Source organism: Vibrio sp. 10N.247.311.47 (genome assembly GCF_041467535.1).
Lineage (GTDB): Bacteria > Pseudomonadota > Gammaproteobacteria > Enterobacterales > Vibrionaceae > Vibrio > Vibrio crassostreae_C.
Genome location: NZ_JBFSUR010000021.1, coordinates 66,593 through 84,632 on the forward strand (window position 1 = coordinate 66,593; position 18,040 = coordinate 84,632).

The 18,040-nt window shown below is 40.4% G+C and carries 18 protein-coding genes and 2 pseudogenes; 13 read left to right on the plus strand and 7 right to left on the minus strand.

The genetic code is table 11. The features are described 5' to 3' along the window. Positions 1–57: 57 nt before the first annotated feature. Positions 58–1,482 carry an aspartate kinase gene (locus AB6E51_RS14725; protein WP_017065849.1) on the plus strand — a complete coding sequence of 475 codons (1,425 nt, stop codon included), beginning with the start codon at positions 58–60 and terminating at the stop codon, positions 1,480–1,482. Between the two features lie 123 nt (positions 1,483–1,605). On the opposite strand, the gene AB6E51_RS14730 is transcribed toward AB6E51_RS14725, so the two are convergent. Then, entirely contained in the window at positions 1,606–2,946 is a 1,341-nt protein-coding gene (locus tag AB6E51_RS14730; RefSeq protein WP_010431963.1) for a sigma-54-dependent Fis family transcriptional regulator, read from the minus strand. 335 nt (positions 2,947–3,281) lie between these two features. On the opposite strand from AB6E51_RS14730, the gene AB6E51_RS14735 reads away from it, so the two are divergent. The 6 genes from AB6E51_RS14735 to AB6E51_RS14760 all read left to right on the plus strand — a co-directional run bounded on the left by AB6E51_RS14735 (position 3,282) and on the right by AB6E51_RS14760 (position 7,468). After that, a complete protein-coding gene (locus AB6E51_RS14735; protein ID WP_017065851.1) occupies positions 3,282–3,827 on the plus strand; it encodes a BON domain-containing protein in 546 nt (181 codons plus the stop codon). A 42-nt stretch (positions 3,828–3,869) separates the two neighbouring features. Beyond that, a complete protein-coding gene (locus AB6E51_RS14740; protein WP_010431958.1) occupies positions 3,870–4,040 on the plus strand; it encodes a DUF1328 domain-containing protein in 171 nt (56 codons plus the stop codon). Between the two features lie 8 nt (positions 4,041–4,048). Next, positions 4,049–4,246, plus strand: a complete 198-nt coding sequence (locus AB6E51_RS14745) for a hypothetical protein (RefSeq protein ID WP_010431955.1) — start codon at positions 4,049–4,051, stop codon at positions 4,244–4,246. A 70-nt stretch (positions 4,247–4,316) separates the two neighbouring features. After that, a complete protein-coding gene (locus AB6E51_RS14750) occupies positions 4,317–4,745 on the plus strand; it encodes a hemerythrin domain-containing protein (protein WP_010431952.1) in 429 nt (142 codons plus the stop codon). A 150-nt stretch (positions 4,746–4,895) separates the two neighbouring features. After that, positions 4,896–6,509: a diacylglycerol kinase family protein gene (locus AB6E51_RS14755; protein ID WP_372058553.1), complete on the plus strand. Its 1,614-nt coding sequence runs from the start codon at positions 4,896–4,898 to the stop codon at positions 6,507–6,509. Between the two features lie 41 nt (positions 6,510–6,550). Then, positions 6,551–7,468: a mechanosensitive ion channel family protein gene (locus AB6E51_RS14760; protein ID WP_016797856.1), complete on the plus strand. Its 918-nt coding sequence runs from the start codon at positions 6,551–6,553 to the stop codon at positions 7,466–7,468. A 188-nt stretch (positions 7,469–7,656) separates the two neighbouring features. Here AB6E51_RS14760 and AB6E51_RS14765 read toward each other — a convergent pair whose 3' ends face one another. Together AB6E51_RS14765 and AB6E51_RS14770 are read right to left on the minus strand one after the other, a co-directional pair. After that, a complete protein-coding gene (locus AB6E51_RS14765; RefSeq protein ID WP_010431943.1) occupies positions 7,657–8,067 on the minus strand; it encodes a hypothetical protein in 411 nt (136 codons plus the stop codon). A 107-nt stretch (positions 8,068–8,174) separates the two neighbouring features. Then, positions 8,175–8,603, minus strand: coding sequence for a DUF2383 domain-containing protein (locus tag AB6E51_RS14770; protein WP_010431941.1), 429 nt, complete (start codon positions 8,601–8,603; stop codon positions 8,175–8,177). Positions 8,604–8,908: 305 nt separating this feature from the next. Between AB6E51_RS14770 and AB6E51_RS14775 the strand changes: the two genes are divergently transcribed. The 4 genes from AB6E51_RS14775 (at position 8,909) to AB6E51_RS14790 (ending at position 11,036) form a co-directional block, all read left to right on the plus strand. Next, positions 8,909–9,157, plus strand: coding sequence for a hypothetical protein (locus tag AB6E51_RS14775; protein WP_010431939.1), 249 nt, complete (start codon positions 8,909–8,911; stop codon positions 9,155–9,157). Between the two features lie 35 nt (positions 9,158–9,192). Further along, a complete protein-coding gene (locus AB6E51_RS14780; protein ID WP_010431936.1) occupies positions 9,193–9,681 on the plus strand; it encodes a hypothetical protein in 489 nt (162 codons plus the stop codon). Next, complete coding sequence (locus tag AB6E51_RS14785; protein WP_016795981.1) at positions 9,668–9,880, plus strand: hypothetical protein; 213 nt, start codon at positions 9,668–9,670, stop codon at positions 9,878–9,880. Before AB6E51_RS14780 ends, AB6E51_RS14785 begins: the two co-directional genes overlap by 14 nt. 100 nt (positions 9,881–9,980) lie before the next feature. After that, on the plus strand, positions 9,981–11,036 hold the full coding sequence (locus AB6E51_RS14790; RefSeq protein WP_010431932.1) for an AI-2E family transporter: 1,056 nt from the start codon (positions 9,981–9,983) through the stop codon (positions 11,034–11,036). Between the two features lie 419 nt (positions 11,037–11,455). Here AB6E51_RS14790 and AB6E51_RS14795 read toward each other — a convergent pair. The 3 genes and pseudogenes from AB6E51_RS14795 to AB6E51_RS14805 form a co-directional block, all read right to left on the minus strand. Beyond that, positions 11,456–12,085 (minus strand): annotated as a pseudogene (locus tag AB6E51_RS14795) (bifunctional 4-hydroxy-2-oxoglutarate aldolase/2-dehydro-3-deoxy-phosphogluconate aldolase). Between the two features lie 17 nt (positions 12,086–12,102). Further along, entirely contained in the window at positions 12,103–13,071 is a 969-nt protein-coding gene (locus AB6E51_RS14800; protein ID WP_171733173.1) for a sugar kinase, read from the minus strand. Positions 13,072–13,184: 113 nt separating this feature from the next. Then, positions 13,185–14,618: a PTS transporter subunit EIIC gene (locus AB6E51_RS14805; protein ID WP_017068132.1), complete on the minus strand. Its 1,434-nt coding sequence runs from the start codon at positions 14,616–14,618 to the stop codon at positions 13,185–13,187. A 260-nt stretch (positions 14,619–14,878) separates the two neighbouring features. On the opposite strand from AB6E51_RS14805, the gene AB6E51_RS14810 reads away from it, so the two are divergent. Then, positions 14,879–16,078: an enolase C-terminal domain-like protein gene (locus AB6E51_RS14810; RefSeq protein WP_099166054.1), complete on the plus strand. Its 1,200-nt coding sequence runs from the start codon at positions 14,879–14,881 to the stop codon at positions 16,076–16,078. A gap of 203 nt (positions 16,079–16,281) precedes the next feature. Here AB6E51_RS14810 and AB6E51_RS14815 read toward each other — a convergent pair whose 3' ends face one another. After that, positions 16,282–16,989: a GntR family transcriptional regulator gene (locus AB6E51_RS14815; RefSeq protein WP_372059050.1), complete on the minus strand. Its 708-nt coding sequence runs from the start codon at positions 16,987–16,989 to the stop codon at positions 16,282–16,284. 277 nt (positions 16,990–17,266) lie between these two features. Here AB6E51_RS14815 and AB6E51_RS14820 point away from each other — a divergent pair. Further along, positions 17,267–17,886 (plus strand): annotated as a pseudogene (locus AB6E51_RS14820) (HAD family hydrolase). Positions 17,887–18,040: the final 154 nt, after the last annotated feature.

Genomic DNA, 18,040 nt, shown 5'->3' on the forward strand with positions numbered 1-18,040 from the left:
TCTCACCCCGCTCCCTATTATTTCGTCTTTAATCTCTTCAAGAACAAAAGGTCTTTTATGACATTTACCGTAGAAAAAATCGGCGGTACATCAATGACAGCATTTGATGCTGTGCTCGACAATATTATTCTCCGCCCTCAAAATCCGTATAACCGAATCTTTGTTGTGTCCGCATACAGCGGTATGACGGATGCATTGTTGGAATGTAAAAAAACAGGTAAGCCTGGTATCTATCAATTGATAGCGATGCGTGACGATTCGTGGAAGGATGCTCTATCTTATATTGAACGCCGCATGCTATTGACCAATGAGCATATTTTTGCGGATCCAATGAATCGTATGAGAGCTGATAAGTTCATCCGGTCTCGTATTTCAGAAGCTAAAAACTGTATCACTAACATTCTTGAAACGTGTCAATACGGACAGTTTTCACTGAGACATTATTTACCACAGATTAGAGAGTTTCTTTCTTCAATTGGAGAGTCACATAGTGCATACAACACGGCTCTTAAATTAAAAAACATTGGTATAAATTCGACCTTTGTTGACCTTTCTGGTTGGGACAACAAAACCCCTCAAAGTTTGGACGATACGATTAGAGAGGCTTTCTCTGACATTGATGTTACTGAGGAGCTTCCCATAGTAACTGGTTATGCGTATTGCAAAGAAGGTTTGATGCATACTTATGATCGTGGTTACAGTGAGATGACGTTTAGTCGTATCGCTACTATTACTGAGGCATCATTGGCGATCATCCATAAGGAGTATCACTTTAGTTCGGCTGACCCAAAAGTCGTTGGTGTAGGTTCGGTTAAACCGATTGGGGCAACTAATTATGATGTTGCCGATCAACTGGCTAACCTTGGTATGGAAGCTATTCACTCTAATGCGGCTGCTGGGTTACGAGAAAGTGGCATAGAACTGCAAATCAAAAACACCTTCGAGCCAGAACATGAGGGAACACTGATTTCTTCTGATTACCGACCAGACACGAATCACATTGAGATCATTGCCGGAAAACAGAAGGTATATGCGTTACATGTTTTTGACCAGGGAATGGTCGGTAAGGCGGACAATGTTAGTTATGAGTTAATGGAGATTATCGCAGATGCTAGAGTGAACCTTATTGGTAAAGAGATGAACGCCAATTCTATTACCTATTATCTAGGTGGTAGCACCGAGAGTTTAAACAAGGTGTCTTATAAGGCTGAGAAACGTTACCCTCAGGCATCTATTTCAGGTCGAATGGTCGCTATAATCTCAGCGATCGGTTCTCAAATTGATACCAATAAAACGCTCGCTAATGGTGTATTGGCTTTGATGAACCATAGTGTTACGCCTATTGCATTACATTCGTCTATGAGAAACGTAAATGTGCAATTTGTTGTGAGTGATGACAAGTATCAACAAGCGATTTGCGCGTTGCATGAAGAATTCTTTGACCAAGATAAAAGAACCGAGACATCGGTGAATGCAGCATAAAATTTAACAGTGGAGGGCTCACCCTCCACTGTTAAATTTTCATGGAAAAGCAAAACATCAACTGCAAATTAACGATCGCCTGTATCTATTTTGATCACACAGCAACATCAGATATGAGTATTACTACTCTTGATACTTATCGAGCTTGTTATAAAGCGTTTTGATGCTGATTCCCAAGTCTTGTGCTGTTTCCTTTTTGTTGCCTTCATTTTCTTCGAGCGTATTGATAATCGCCGCTTTCTCAATCTTCTCAAGAGAAACACCCGCCGGAACCATATCCTCAACGGTAGTCCCTGTTTCTAAAGGAGGAGTATCAAAAATTAGGTGTTCATCTTTAATCGTCTCATCTGCCAATATAAAAGCTCTTTCAATACAGTGTTTTAATTCCCTGACATTCCCTGGCCATGCATGGGCTGATATTTTTTGAAGCGCTGATGTGAAAATGGTCTTCGCAGTGGTTTCATTTGCGTTGCGATGAGCAATAAAATGTTTTGCTAAGCCGACGATGTCGTCGCCTCTTTCACGCAATGGAGGGACATGTATGGGGAAGTGAGCCAACCTGAAATAGAGATCCTCTCTCAAAAACTGTTCTTCAATAGCGACTTGTGGATCTCGGTTTGTCGCTGCAATGACTCGAGTATTAGCGATACTCGTTGCATTACTGCCTACAGGGCGATATTCACCTGTTTCTAAAACTCGTAGTAATTTGACCTGGTGTTCAAGTGGCATTTCGGTGATTTCGTCGAGAAACAATGTGCCACCTTCTGCTTGCCTAAACACCCCTTGGTGTGTGCGATTCGCCCCTGTAAAAGCGCCTTTTTCATGACCAAATAATTCACTATCAACTAACTCAGGGCTGATAGCACCGCAGTTGATCGCAATAAAAGGTTGGTTTTTACGATCACTGGCAAGGTGAATCGTTTGTGCGACTAATTCTTTACCTGCCCCACTTTCGCCGACAATCAAAACATTGGTGTCAGTCTTCGCGACTCTTCTTAAAGTTCGATACAGCTTATGCATGGGCTTAGAAGAACCGACTAACATACCGAACTGGTCTAAATCGCTGGTGGACACTTTACGCCCTTCTTCCTGCTTCTGGAGGAAGTATTGACTGAAGTCTGCAAGGGTATCTTCCAATATTTGCATGTCGACGGGCTTTCTATAATGGAAGATTGCGCCATGGTTCATCATCATGTCTAAATTTTTGTTTGGCGTACCTGTACTGATAATAATCAAGTCCATTTCGTCCAACCCTGTTGCACTCGATAAGGACTTAAAATCATCGTTAGTAAATCGAGAGACTTCAACAATAGCAGTATCTGGTTGCAGTTGTTGTAGCTTGTCAATCCAATGAACATCCATAGTACTTTGAATTATTTCAAAGCTTGATAATTCATCTAGAGAGTTTATTTTAGACCGCAATAATTCATCTTTTAACTCTATAAAAAGTGTCGGTAATGACATGATTTAACTCTCTTTTTGTACGACAGAAAACGACCTTGATAATAACATAATGTCCTTCAAATACGAATCTATCATTTACTATACGCCACCTTTTAAATGTAGTTACAATATTACTGATAGTAGAAGTGGCTAATTAACAGTATTGATATTAATTATTCTAGGATCTCCATTGATGATAATTTTTACAAAATACTCGTGTAATTAATACACCTCCGATTATTTTACCAATGGTAAATTTTCAAAATTAAAGTGTAAATCCTTTATTTTCAGTCAGTTAAAAAGTTGGCATGCTGGTTGCAATTGTACAAGTGTCAGTTAACTAGAGGAGATAATTAATGAGAAATACTGCAAGTAAAATATTATTAGCTACTTTGATTGCAACTTCTTCATCAACTGTTTTTGCTAATAGCATGTGGGAAAAAGAAACTTTCGATGCGTGGATTGATGGAAAAGCAGAAACGACTTTATTACTGAATACTAATTTAAACTCATTTGACATCAACACCTACGTTAAAAATCGAGTGGTTACTTTAACTGGCTCGGTTAAAAATGAAACAGAGAAAGATTTGGCAGAAGAGTTAGTGCTAAGCCTAGATGACGTTAAGTCTGTAAAAAACGAACTTACAGTGATTGATGAAGACAAAGAAAAAACACCCGCAGCCGTACAAGCTTTGACTGATGCTCACATAAAGACACTGGTAATCACTCGTTTATTAATGAATACCAATGTTAGTGGTAGCGATATTCAAGTTGAAACCGAAAACAGTGTGGTTATCTTGAAAGGTTCAGTTTCATCAAGCAGTGAACACGACTTAGCTTTATCTATAGCAAATAATACCCCGAATGTAGAGAGAGTGGTGGATAAATTAAATATTATTTAACCTCTCTACAATTGGTAATTTATTAAAAATTGGGAAATAACGATGATTCGCTGGTCGCTAATATTTTTTATTGTCGCAATTATTGCCGCCCTATTGGGATTTAGTGGTATCGCTGGGGCTGCTGCGACAGTAGCAAAGATCATATTTTATATATTTGCAATATCACTACTGGTTTCAGTGGTAATTATGTTGCTGAATAAAAACAAACATTAGGAGTTTATATGAACATCAAATCGAACGCTTACCGTTTTTTAACTATTGTGGGTATTACATTTGCACTTGCGGCATGTAGTGATGAAGGTCCGATGGAACAAGCCGGGGAAAATGTAGATGAGGCTGTAGAGGATACTCAAAACGCAATAGAAGATAGCTGTGAAAATATTAAAGAGCATTTAGATGCGAAAGATGAAGATTGCTAGAACTGTCATCTAGAGTGCAATGAGATGCCAAAATCCTCATAAAAATAAACCAATGAAGTAGGAATTAGACATGAAAAATATATTTGATGTGCTCAAAGACAGTCATGAAAAGCAACGACTTTTGATGGATGCGTTACTCCAAACTTCGGGAGACACACAAGCTAGGCAAGAACTCTATGTTAACCTTAAGGATGAGTTAACCAAGCATGCGATTGCAGAAGAGCGCCATTTTTATGCACCTTTGATCGAGAGTGATCAATCCATTGACATGACTAGACATGGAATCGCTGAACATCATGGAATCGACAAAATACTCGCTCAACTCGATGATACAGAGATGTCTTCACCAGCTTGGCTTGTTTTAATGAAAACATTAAAAGATAAGGTTGAACATCATTTAGAAGAAGAAGAGCAGCGTTTTTTTCAAACCGCAGGTCGAGTCTTAGATACTGAACAAAAAGAAACATTAGCTCGTAAATATGAAAAAGAGGTTGCTTGAATCACGAAGTAATCAAATTCTTTAAATAAGTATAAAACTGCTTTGTTATCAAGCTAAGGGCTCATTCTTGAGCCCTTCTTTTATTTAATTTAGAGATAGATAAATTTACGGATAAATATATTTAAATTCACGGATAAATTAAGGCGTAACATGTTTATTATTAAATATTATATGCTTCTTGCTATAGCTTGTTTTTTTGCTGCTGCTCTTATACCACAGCTAATAATCCGTGGTGTTTTTGCCTGGTGTAGTTTGTCGATGTTCATCGTTAGTGTTGCCTACATCTTCGATATGCCGTCAATATTTAGGAAGACTAGCGATGGGAAAATAGTGTGGTGGATTAGATGGATCTTCATTCCATTCTTCTTAGGTGTTCGACTGTACAATGCATGGGCAATTAAAAGAGATAAAGTTGAACCAATACAGAAGGTTGGAAAAGGTTTATATGTATCTCGTCGTTTGTTCCCTTCAGATTTATCGTTCTTAGAATCTCAAAACATCCATTGTATTGTAGATGTTACAGCTGAGTTTTCTGGTTTAGAAAGTGCAATGACCGGTGATCAATTTCGCTATTTAAACACCCCGGTTCTTGATCATAAAGTCCCTAAAACGCATAAGCTTAAACATGCTATAAATTGGATCGATACCCAAATCAATCAATCTAGATCGGTTGTTGTGCATTGTGCTCTCGGTCGAGGACGTTCTGTCTTTGTCGTAGCTGCCTACCTTTTAGCAAAAAATCCGTCACTTACTGTAGAGCAGGTCTTGAAAAGTATTAACGACGTGCGAAGTACAGCCCAATTGAACCATCTACAACTAAAAACACTTCAAGCAATCAGTGATAAAGGTTTGCTCACTCTTGGCCATAAAGCTTGCCTTATTGCCAACCCTGTTGCAGGTGGTGGTAAATGGTTGGCGAATGAACAACAGGTTATTCGTGAACTTACGAGAAAGTACAGTTTAGATATTTTTCTTACTAGCCAAGAAGTATCAGCAGAAATATTAGCTAAGCAGGCCAAAGACCGGAATACTGCGCATATTATCGTTGCAGGTGGCGATGGGACGGTTAGTGAAGTCGCAAGGCAAGTTAGGAAGACTGATACACAACTCGGGATTATACCTTTGGGTACCGCGAACGCTCTATGTCATATGCTTTATGGATTGACCTCGAAAATATCGCCTGTTGAAAAAGCGTGTGAGGCTATTTTATCTGGCAACTCAAAAAGAATCGATCTGGCGTTCTGTAATCAACAACCAATATTACTGCTTCTTGGTATTGGGTTTGAAGAACAGATGATCGATTACGCACATCGAGAACAAAAAAATGAAAAAGGGCAATTCGCGTATTTGACTGGGTTCTTCAATGCAGTAATCACCGACGATAATCAACACTTTCAAATTTCAATCGATGACCAACCATCACAAAGTATGAAATTACAAAGTTTGGTCGTGGCGAACTCTTCCCCTTTTAGTACTGTGCTTGCTCAAGGGGGGCAGCCCCCTAAGCCGGATGATGGGAAGCTGCATATTACCTATTTGGAAAACACAAATTCACTTAGTAAACGAGCTATCGCTCTATCTGATCTGTTGTTATCGAGTCTCGGAGCGAAAGAACAAGCTAGTTACTTTACTTATGCGTCGGCACAGCTCGTTAAAATTGATTCTGACCGACCTATTTCATACGTGATTGATGGAGAGACGTATTTGGCTGATTCACTGGAGATAAGTATTGATAAGCAAGCCTTAACGGTTTGTATTCCATGAATGTATTGAATAATCCGCATATTGAATAAGAAGGAGACACCATGGAAATGAATCTCTCTTTTAACTTAGAGAAGTTTCAGCATCTGATAGAGGGTAAGTTAGAGCATTGGTTAGTTGAAGCAATTAAACTTATCCCTAACCTGATTGTTGCTTTTGTTACGTTTCTTATTTTTATCTTTGTTGCCAACATAAGCGGCAAGTTGTTTAAAAGATTGAGCAATAGAGTTGTCGACTCTCAAGAAGTCATTAACTTACTGGCTTCTATTGTTAAGGTTACCATTGTTACTATTGGATTTTTTGTCGCGTTAGATTTTGTTGGGCTCCAAGGTACGGTTACATCGTTGCTTGCCGGTGCCGGTATTCTAGGTTTAGCTATCGGTTTTGCTTTTCAAGATATGACTGAGAACCTCATTTCAGGTATTACAATGAGTATTCGTAAACCTTTTAAAATTGGCGATGTTGTTGGTTCCAACGATGTCATGGGTACCATAGTCAAAATAAACTTACGAAATACACTGGTTGAAACGTTCTCTGGTCAACACGTCATGATTCCCAATAAGATGGTTTTCCGAAATATTTTGACGAACTACAGTCGAAAAGGACGAAGAAGGGTCGAGATCCCTGTGGGGATTTCCTACGCAGACTGTCCCAAAAGAGCCGCTGAGGTGATAACCAAAGCGATAAACCAAAAGTCTTATGTTAGTCGGAAAGAAGATACGACGGTTTACGCTTCAAGCTTTTCTGATAGTAGCGTTAACTTATTGGTTTGGTTTTGGATTGAGTACCCAGGAGGTTTTGGTTATATGGACGCAAAGCACGACGGTATTATAGCGGTTAAAGAGTCATTATCAGAGGCTGGAATGACAATACCGTTTCCGATTAGAACACTTGATTTTGATCCCAAAGGCGGTAAAAGTCTGTCTAGAATGATGACTGGGGCTGTCGATGACGCTTCCTAGAATAACATAGCGGTCCCTCTCGTAAAAAAGCGTCAAGGCAATATGCCTCGACGCTTTTTATTTTGAGTGATGTCAGAATTAGATCAGAATTAAACCTAGATTATTCCCACTGTTTAATGATTGTGTTGTAGGCTTTGATTCTCTTCTCAAGTTAATTAATCGTATCTATTTTAGATGGGTTATATCTGTTACAAATGCTTTGCTATCTCATCATTTTCAACTTGCAACGCCGCAACCCAATAGGAGAAAAAAGCAGACATATGTTGATTGTTAAACTTTCTAATAGTGTTTTTGAGGTAAGAAATTAGGCTTAAATTACTCTGGTACATATCGTTATAACTAACAATTAACGCAGGGGGCTGACTCAATATGTCATTGTCATTAACTTCATTGTTAATGCAGAACTTGGTGTTTACTTCGTTTATTAATGAACGTTCAACTTTTATAAATCGATTTGCAGCTCTTGCAATGTTCCCATGTGCTTTCTGTTCAATTAGGTCAACACATGAGAAGTAGTGATCTTTCAATGTACATAGTATTTTTTCTATGCCTTTATAGTGAATTACCTCAAGGGGATCATTGTCCTTTTTAAACAACATATCATTACTCCTTTTTATCTCAGTAGTATTTATAATTTCAGTTGATTTATAATAATTAAAATAAGTCTTTTCTTTGATTCTGATTTCCAACCATCATTCGCTAATAACTAATTCTGACGCATGTTGTGTATTTGGTCTCGACATGATTCCATTTCATTTTTTACCACTTTTAATCTTCTTCTCCCTTCTAAATCAGGGTTAGTTTCTAGCAGTGATTCAATGTCGGAAATGATCTTTGTCTCGACACCTTCTAGGTGCTTTAAATAGAGCTCTTGATTGTTTTTACCTTTTGTATCTTCCGCTTCAATACAGCGCTCTCTGGCATTTATCGTATAACTAGCGGGTATCTGTTCTTGATGTATTTTTGAGTAGTAAGTTAAAGATTGTAACTTTAACTCTGCACATTTCTTTACCGTGTAGATATCAAAAAGATTTTTTGCCATCTTTTCACTTCTTATGTTGGATATCGCTTTTTCGTAAATAATATTTCCACTTTTTATCAGGTTAACAATAGATAATATACTTTGGTTTCTCATGAATCCTCATTTGGTTCTAAGCTGTATTTGGTTTATTGCATTTTTTATGCCAATTAATAACCCTATATTCAGCTTGTTTCGTCTAAGGTTTTACTTTGTTTTTGTAAAAAATACATTAATAGATGTTTTCTAGTGAAATTATTACATTGATTAATGCCATTTATTAATGATATGGGAGCTTATCTTCAATTATTCTGGTACTTGTGAAAGTTGGCACGATGCTAGCATTGATTATTAAAGTAGCTAGAGATTAATAGTATTAATATTATTCTCTGGCTTATGATAATCAAATAAGGAGAAAACTTATGCCAAAGTCAAACGCTAAAAATTCAGAAGCCAAACAACAAATTGAAGAAACTTATGAAAAAGCTGAAGAGGCCGCAGTAGAAGTTATCGAAAATGTGAAAGAGGCGGTCCATGAAACTCTCGAGGCCAGCTCTGAAAGTGTGAAGAACACGTCTGAGAAAGCGGAAAACATCATTAAAGAGCGTCCATTATTGAGTGTTGGCTGTGCGTTTCTCGCTGGTTGGGCTGTCTCGAAGTTAATCAAATAGCCATATATCAACATCGCAATTGAGAGAGCACCGTTATGCAGGTAAATAGTCAAAATGATCCAGTAAACTCTGCCAATGATAAATCGAGCGATCGTAAGGTGGATGATCTTAAACGTTCTGCTTCTGAGTTAAATGGATTGTGGAAAGACTTAGCTATATTACAGACACATACCCAGCAATGGTCTCAATCGACCTTAGAGCTTTTCTTATTGGAGTTTCGCAATAGTGTTGATGCATTTAAAAAGCGTCTTGTGTTTCAGCTCCTCTTTGTTGCGTTGTTACCGCTGTTTCTTTTTAGTATCGCCGTCGGTGCTGGAGTAGTGATCTACTACTTCACTTTGAATCTGTTAGCGGGTTACGGCGCGTTTATATTCACACTCGGTTTGATTCTAATATGCTTGGTACTTCGTTCTAGTTACTTAAAGCAATTTATAGGTTTTGAATGTACGAAAGAGCAATTGAAGGAGGGGTTACATGTCAGCACTCAAGAATCGACAAAGACAGATTCAAATGAAAAGACTTGAGGGGAGAAGTAGAGCTCGTCAAGTTGCACTTTGTATGGGACTTATTCGTCACAAAGGAAAAGAGTTTGTTCACAAGTACCCCTTGTATGCTCTTGGCATCACAGGCCTTGGTGTTGTAATTTTGAATCGAACTCATCGTTTTAAATCGTCTGTTTTTGGTTATAAACAGCTATCGCTAATACTTAATTTACTTAAGTAACCATCATTTTTAATTCAAGTTAGTGTTGGCTGACGGTATCGAGTGCCTGATTCAAATTGACGAAGCCTCAAAAACAAAACCTCCTACTCATAGGAATAAAATGACATCAAAAAAATACAGTATTCTTAGACAACGAAGTGTGTTGCAAACTAGTTTTATGCTCCTTGCTGTTCTCATGATGTCTATTTTTACATTACATATCGCCAAGCCATTTTTGTTGCCAATCATCTTTGGTGCTTTTATTTCTTTGCTATGTAGCCCTCTAGTTAACTACCTTACTCGCTTCGGTATCCCTCGAGTCATTAACGTAATGGCTGTACTTATTGGTTTTATTGGCTTTGTTGTGATTAGTTTGAATATGTTGAGTGAGCCCGCTCAGCAATGGTGGTCAAAATTACCAATGTTGGTTGAGAATGTATCTAATGAAGTGAGTGAGGTTACTCAAAACAGTCGCTTAACTGACGCCACCGGGTTCTCCATGAGTAGTACTGTTACCAATGATGGGCTTACCAATAACACGGCTTTTTCCATTATAGAATCAGTGCTTACGACAACACCAACCATTGTTACTCAGTTGTTGGTTGCGTTTCTTATGGCGTATTTCATGATGAATTACGGTCGAAAAATTTATTCTCAAAGCTTATCTCTTTTTGAATGCTTTTCAGATAAGCGTAGGGCTGTTGAATTGGTTAAAGTTGTTCAAAAGGATTTGTCTCGTTACATAGGCGCCATCACCATCATTAATGTTTGCTTAGGACTCACTGTTGGCTTTGCTTTTTATATGATGGGATTGCAAGACCCTTTCCTTTGGGGCGCTTTTGCAGGCTTAATGAATTTTATCCCCTATCTTGGCCCGATGGTTTCAGTTACGTGCTTTGCTTTAGTCTCTTTTATACAGTTTGAGTCGTTTAGCTACGCATTGACGGTCGCTGCGATCTTCCTGGCGATTAATTTGATAGAAAGCCAATTGGTTACTCCTACATTACTGGGGAAAAGGTTTAGTCTCAATCCGCTGATTTTATTTGTATGGCTTGTATTTTGGGGTTGGCTATGGGGCTCTATGGGAATGCTAGTAGGGGTCCCATTACTTGTCTGTGTGAATGTATTTTTTGAACAGTTAAGACATCCAAGGTTGAATGCTCATAAAGGTCAGTAGAGCAGAAGTAAGCCTTGATAACCACTCAGCGTCACTTCTTTCTGTGAGTGTTAGTTCTGTTGCTTTATGACTCCTTTTTGGACAGCTGGCTGAGGTTAAACTCTGTGTGAGATCAAACTAGTATCGCTATAGGCTTCAAAAGCAATAGTTGCTGGTTCTATTTCACTTAGAAAGGTTAAGAGTCGGTTGCGACGAAGCGCCTCCACCTCACAACGGTTATGTGCGATAGCATAGAAGCAATGTTTACCTAGGTCGATACCTAAAGTATGGATAGAAGATATTTGGTTCACCTCACTCTGAGAGCCGACTCTAAGCTTAAGGGCTTGAGAGTGAGGCGGATCATATAATTAAGCCTCACCAAAGTGCTGTGGCTTTATTGTTAGAAATTAAATAGGCTCTGTTTACCTGAATGACATAGACTAGTGATTCACCTGCTCAACAATCTCGCGTGTTAGGCGTGCGATCTCGTCCCACTCCCCGTTTATAACCAGCTTCTTGTCCACCATCCATGTACCACCGCAAGCTAATACTTAAGGCACTGCTAAGTAGTTATCGATGTTTGATGGCGTGATACCGCCAGTTGGCATGAGTCGAATATCGCCGTATGGGCCAACGAGCGATTTAACCATGCTGATCCCACCAGATGCTTCTGCTGGGAAGAACTTCAAGGTTGTTAAACCCATCTCTAATGCCGCTTCAACGGTGCTTGGATTGTTCACACCTGGAATGATATCGATGCCGGTCTCTTGGCATGCTTTAACTGTGTTCGGGTTAAAGCCCGGTGATACCACAAACGTTGCGCCTGCTTCTTTCGCGGCCAGTGCTTGCTCACGGTTCAAGATGGTGCCCGCGCCGATCAGCATTTGTGGTTGTGCTTGGCGAAGCAGTCGGATAGCTTCAACAGCGGCGTCTGAACGGAACGTAATTTCAGCGGCGGGAAGCCCATTCTCAGCCAATACTTTGCCTAGAGGGATAATATCCTCTGCGTTATCAATGGCGATAACAGGGATAACTTTAAGTGCTTTTAGCTGTTCGTTAATTGTAGACATGGGTTTACTTCTTAATATCAGTTTGAAAGAGTGTCGGTGATGGGTTTTGGGATGATTGCGCCGTGATGTTGAATGACCAGTCTCGCCAGTGCATTGCCTTTGCGGCAGGCTTGCTGAACAGAGCCGCCAGATAGATAGCAAGACAAGAATCCGCCATTGAATGAATCGCCTGCTGAAGTGCTATCAACCACGGTTTCTACTGGCGTGGTTTCAATTAGGCTTGGTGTTTGGGCTGGAGTTTCACTGACCAAACAGCCTTCAGCACCGAGTTTTACAATGATGGTCTGCACGCCAAGCCTGTGTAGTCGGTCGATGGTGTCTTGAGGTGTTTGGTCGCCCCATAGTTGCTGTTCATCATCAAAGGTAACCAAGGCGATATCAGTGGTTTGATAACCCAGTCGATAGCACTCTTTGGTCGCGCTTTCTGATTCCCATAGTTTTGGTCGGTAGTTACTATCAAAGGCGATGGTAACGCCACGTTCACGCAGGCCTTCAATGATAGTGAGCAACTTTAGCTGATCGCTGTGTGGCAGTATCGCGAGGGAAATGCCACTCAGAAACACCATATCAACATCGTGAAGTTGGTTGGCTATCTTATCGAAATCGGGGTGCTGTACCATGTAGCGAGCCGCCGAATCGTTGCGCCAGTATAGGAAGGTGCGCTCACCAACATCGTCGAGTTGAATGAGATAGAGCCCGGGTGAACGCTGCTCGTCAATAAGCACGAATTCGGTTGATAGTCCTTCATCTTGCCATCGGTTAAGCATCTCTTGGCTGATAGCGTCAGAGCCAAGCGCCGAGACATAGCTAGTTCGCATCGCTGGATTCGCAGTGTTATTGCAGTTCATGGGGTTGCTAACCGCAGCGCTGCGGTTCAAGTAGATTGCCGCGTTTAATGTGTCTCCACCATAGCTTTGATGCATGTCGCCAAATGGAGCCCCATTCAGTTCAATCATGCACTCACCGATGATTGCGATGTGGGTCATAATATAGCCTTAGAAAGGAAAGGTTGGGTTTGTTCGTATTGAGGAAAGCATGACCATAATGAGATATGGTCATGCTTTTTCGATTCTAATCTTACGGGAGTGAGACTAGCCGATTACTTGTTGTCTAGTTTTACGAACAACATCGTTAGGACGAAAGACAGTGCAAATACACCCACCACGCCCATCAGTGCTTGAATGAAGTTTTGCGTACCGCCTGCAAGGTAAGCTGGCAAGCTGAATACAGAAGAAAGAATGTAGCTTGTTAAGTGCGTATCGATTGTTACCGAGATAGCACCGAACACGCCTGCAGCCAAGCTCGCGGTCATCATCGCTTTGGTGTATTTCGTGAGTACACCAAATAGAGCCGGTTCCGTGATGCCTAAGATAGCGGTAACACTTGAGCCCATCGTAATTGAAGATTGCTCTTTAGAAACCGTTTTACGTTGCTTGTGCCAGATAGCCATTGTCGCGCCAGCAATTGCCATGTTACCCAAACACATGATTGGCATAAGTAGATCCTTACCATACAGTGCAAAGTTGTTCAGGCTGATTGGCGTCATGCTGTGGTGGATACCAAATACGATGGTGATCGGGCGAGTTAGACCAAACACAAAGCCTGTTAACGTCGGAGAGATTTCCAGTAGTGAGCTCATCACCCAACCTGCGCCATTACTTAGCCAGATACCAGCAGGGCCAACAAATGATAGCGTGATGGTCGAAGTTACCGTAAAGGCAAGCAGTGGTGTAAATACAGGCTTCGCAGAAGAAGGGACTAGGCGGTCAACTAACGGAGTCACTTTAGACAATAACCAGATTGCTAGAATCGCAGGAACAATCGCGCCGCCGTAGTTGAGCAGCTCAATAGGAACCACGCCAAGAACGGTCAGCTCCGGAGCAGCGCCTGCGTCTTTTAGCATTGTTGCTTTATCAACAAGCAGAGGCGCTAGCATTGCTGAAGAGACAGCAAGCGCAATGTATTCGTTTACTTTGAATACCTTAGCGGCAGAGAAAGAAACCAGCATAGGTAAGAAGAAGAACACAGCAACAGAGATCGAGCGGAAGAAATAAACTGTGTCTGAGGTTTCAGAGATAACATTGGTTGCAATAAGACCAGACAACAGGCCCATCAACATACCCGCGCCAGCGATTGCGGGTACAACCGGACCAAAGATGCCTGCGACAATACGCATCACGCCTTGGAACAGCTTGCCTTTCTCTAGTTCATCAGCCGGATTAGCGTCAGCTTGTTGAGTGTTTGATAGCGCGTTGAACCACTTCTCGACCTCAACACCGATGATGACTTGAGTTTGGCCTTGTTGAAGTACCACACCTTTCACATCTGCGATCTGCTTGATTGCTTCTTCGTCTACCAGCGACTCGTCTGCTAATTTGAATCTCAGCCTTGTCATACAGTGCGTGATACTCACGATATTGTCTTCACCACCAAGTGCAGTGATTAATAACTGTATATTTTCTTTGAAATTTTTCTTCTTCGATGATGACTTCGAGTTATTAATAACGGCATCACTTTTTTCTACCATTTGCATACTACACCTGTTATTGGAATATATTTAACTCGAGCAATCATAACGACAACCAATTTAAATCCAACGGAGTAAAAAGAGATCTCAATCACACTTAAAATCCGAAAACTTATTTTTTCACCGTTTTTGGCCAATTGGTATGTTTTGGTTATCAAAAAAAATCACTTAACGTACCAATTATTTTTACGCAAAATTAGCGCTTGAAATGTGGTTTTTAAAGCGGTTAGATAATAGGAGTTGACTTAAGTGTAGGTTATTTAATTGTGAAAGAAACTATTATATCTGATATCCATTGTATTATTACTAAACCAGACAGACACAACCTCATTACCGTGGTAGTTGAAACGAATGAAGGCGTGACAGGGTTTGGTTGTGCGACATTCCAACAAAGACCGCTTGCTGTAAAAACAATGGTCGATGAATATTTAAAACCTATTCTTATTGGTAAAAACGCCAATAATATTGAAGACTTATGGCAAATGATGATGGTCAACGCTTATTGGCGAAATGGCCCTGTTATCAATAATGCAATTTCCGGTGTTGATATGGCACTGTGGGATATTAAAGCCAAATTGGCGGGTATGCCGTTACACCAGTTATTTGGTGGTAAGTCTCGTGATGCTATTCCTGTATACACACACGCGACGAGCGACACGATGGAAGGGATTTATGATCTGGTGGAATCTTTCCTAGACAAAGGCTACAAGCACATTCGTTGTCAGCTTGGTTTCTATGGCGGCGTTCCAACGGATTTGCATACCACTCAAAACCCGACTGAAGGTTCGTACTACGACCAAGATCAGTACATGGACAATACTCTAACGATGTTTAAGTCGCTGAGAGAGAAATATGGTAACCAATTCCATATTCTTCATGATGTTCATGAGCGCCTATTCCCGAACCAAGCGATACAATTTGCGAAGGAAGTCGAGCAATATAAGCCGTATTTCATTGAAGATATTCTGCCGCCAAATCAAACGGAATGGTTGGATAATATTCGCAGCCAGAGCTCAGTTTCATTAGGTTTAGGGGAGTTATTTAATAACCCTGAAGAGTGGAAATCATTGATTGCTAACCGCCGCATTGATTTCATTCGTTGCCATGTTTCACAGATTGGTGGTATTACCCCAGCTCTGAAACTCGGCCATCTATGTCAGAACTTCGGTGTTCGTATTGCATGGCATTGCCCGCCAGATATGACGCCAATTGGCGCAGCGGTAAACACGCATTTGAATGTGCATTTACACAATGCTGCCATTCAAGAACATGTCGAGTACAACGAGAATACACACAAGGTATTCCCGAACGCTGCAGAGCCAATTAATGGCTACTTATACGCTTCTGAAATCGCAGGTATTGGTGTTGAAATCGACCGAGAGGTTGCAGCCGAGTTCCCTGTTATGTATCGCCCCCACGAGTGGACTCAAAGTCGCCTTCCTGATGGCGCGATTCATACCCCTTAACTCGTATTTTTAATATCAAATGGTCGCTATAAGCGGCCATTTTCTTATTTAATATACTTACCAGATATTACGTATTATCTGGTAAGTATATTTCTAGTATCATTAAATTAATAATATTAGATGTGAAATAATATTAGTGGCTAATCTATAGAGTAATTAACTTATATCTATAAAAATTAACCATATTAAATCGAATTAAAAGGTTACTTCTTATCTCGGAAGCTCATGCTCTCACTGTTAAAAGGCGTGTGGTAGGTGCATTGGTAATTGATATCGATAATATCGCTGACGATGAACAGTTCACCCGATGCCAAGAAACCTCGGTTGGTGATATTCATCGCTGCTGCATTTTTTTTGCAGCCAAGTAGCTCTGCATCTTCTTTAGAAACATTGATCGCTTGGTAGGTCGTTAAGTAGCTATCGATCTGAAGGCCTTTCGCTAGCGCATGTTTCTGGATTGAGCTTTCAATGATCTCGGCATTCATCTCTGGGAAGACACTGACAGGGATCTTGGCTTCTTCAATCTGGACTACTTTATTGTTAATCAATCGAAGACGTCTAATTTTCCAAATGTAGTCATTGTCGTCTAAAGAAAAAATCTGCTGTTCGTGGTTATCGGGTAGCGCTTTATTTAGCTGGAGCTTTTTATAAGAGATCTCTTCAAAACTGTTTTCAGTAATGGAGTTGTACACCAGTGCTGTACCAATGAGAGAAGTGTTGACGAAGTAACCAGAACCCACCTTAGATTTCACCATGCCAATAGCCTCTAGCTTGGCTAGTGCTTTACGAATCGTGAAACGAGATAATCCATATATTTCAGACAGTTCTCTTTCTGCAGGAAGCTTATGGCTGATACTGTTTTGGCAAATTTTGCTCACAATATCTTGGACAACTAACTCGTACTTTTTCATAGATCAATAACTTTAAAGTGTATTCACTGTGACTAAAGAATAGTGAACTAAATCAGGGATTCAGTACGCTCTGAATGACTCATAATTGTAACATAGAAGGTTAAGTGGGTGATGATAAATAGGGTTAGTTAGGGGTACTAGTGACCACCTTTTGCGCTGACTTGATTACATCTTGTGATTCTAGTCCTCATTTTGTAAAACAAGATTATGAACTTTAACGTGCGGCATTTAATGTCTGTGTTGTTGCTATTTTAAGTGACTAATTCAGGAGTAGGGTATGAGTTCGAATCAAATCAAAATGTCGTATTTGATGTGGGTAATGTGATTGTGCGTTGGTCGCCGCTGGAAATTACTCAACTAACGTTTGGTAACATTGCCGACCCTGAAGCCCGAGCGCTTTCGATTTTCCAAAGTGCGATTTGGTCGGATTTGAACAAAGGGTTCTTAACCGAAAATGAAGCCAAACTTCGCTACCAACAAGAGCTCGATTTATCTTCATTAGAGTGCGACCGCCTGTTTTATTACGTTAAGAAAACGCAGATCTTATTGCATGGTTCTGTCGACCTTATCGAGCGCGTAAAGCGTGCTGGGTATGGTGTGTATGCACTTACCGACAACGTGGTCGAGATTGTTGAACACCTAAAAGCCACCTACGAATTTTGGCCTTTGTTTGATGGCGCAGCCGTATCCGCTGAACTTGGCATGCTTAAACCGCAGCCTGAGATTTACCAAGCGTTGCTTTCAAATAATGGACTGGAGGCTTCAGAAACGGTGTTCATTGATGATATGCCTTACAACGTAGAAGGAGCAAAAGCCGTAGGTATGGCGGGTATTCAGTTTATCGATTCTGCGCAATGTGAGAACGAACTTCGTGCTCTTGGCGTCGAATTTACGTGATCATGTAGCGAAATTCTCAAGCTATCTATTTCAGTCAGGTTTCTCTATGTAGATAATCTAGGTAGGCAAGATAAGTAGAAAAACGACGGATAGAAAAGACTGATAAAAGCTAAAACGAATCGATTAAAAAGAGGCGCTGTTTCATCATGAACAT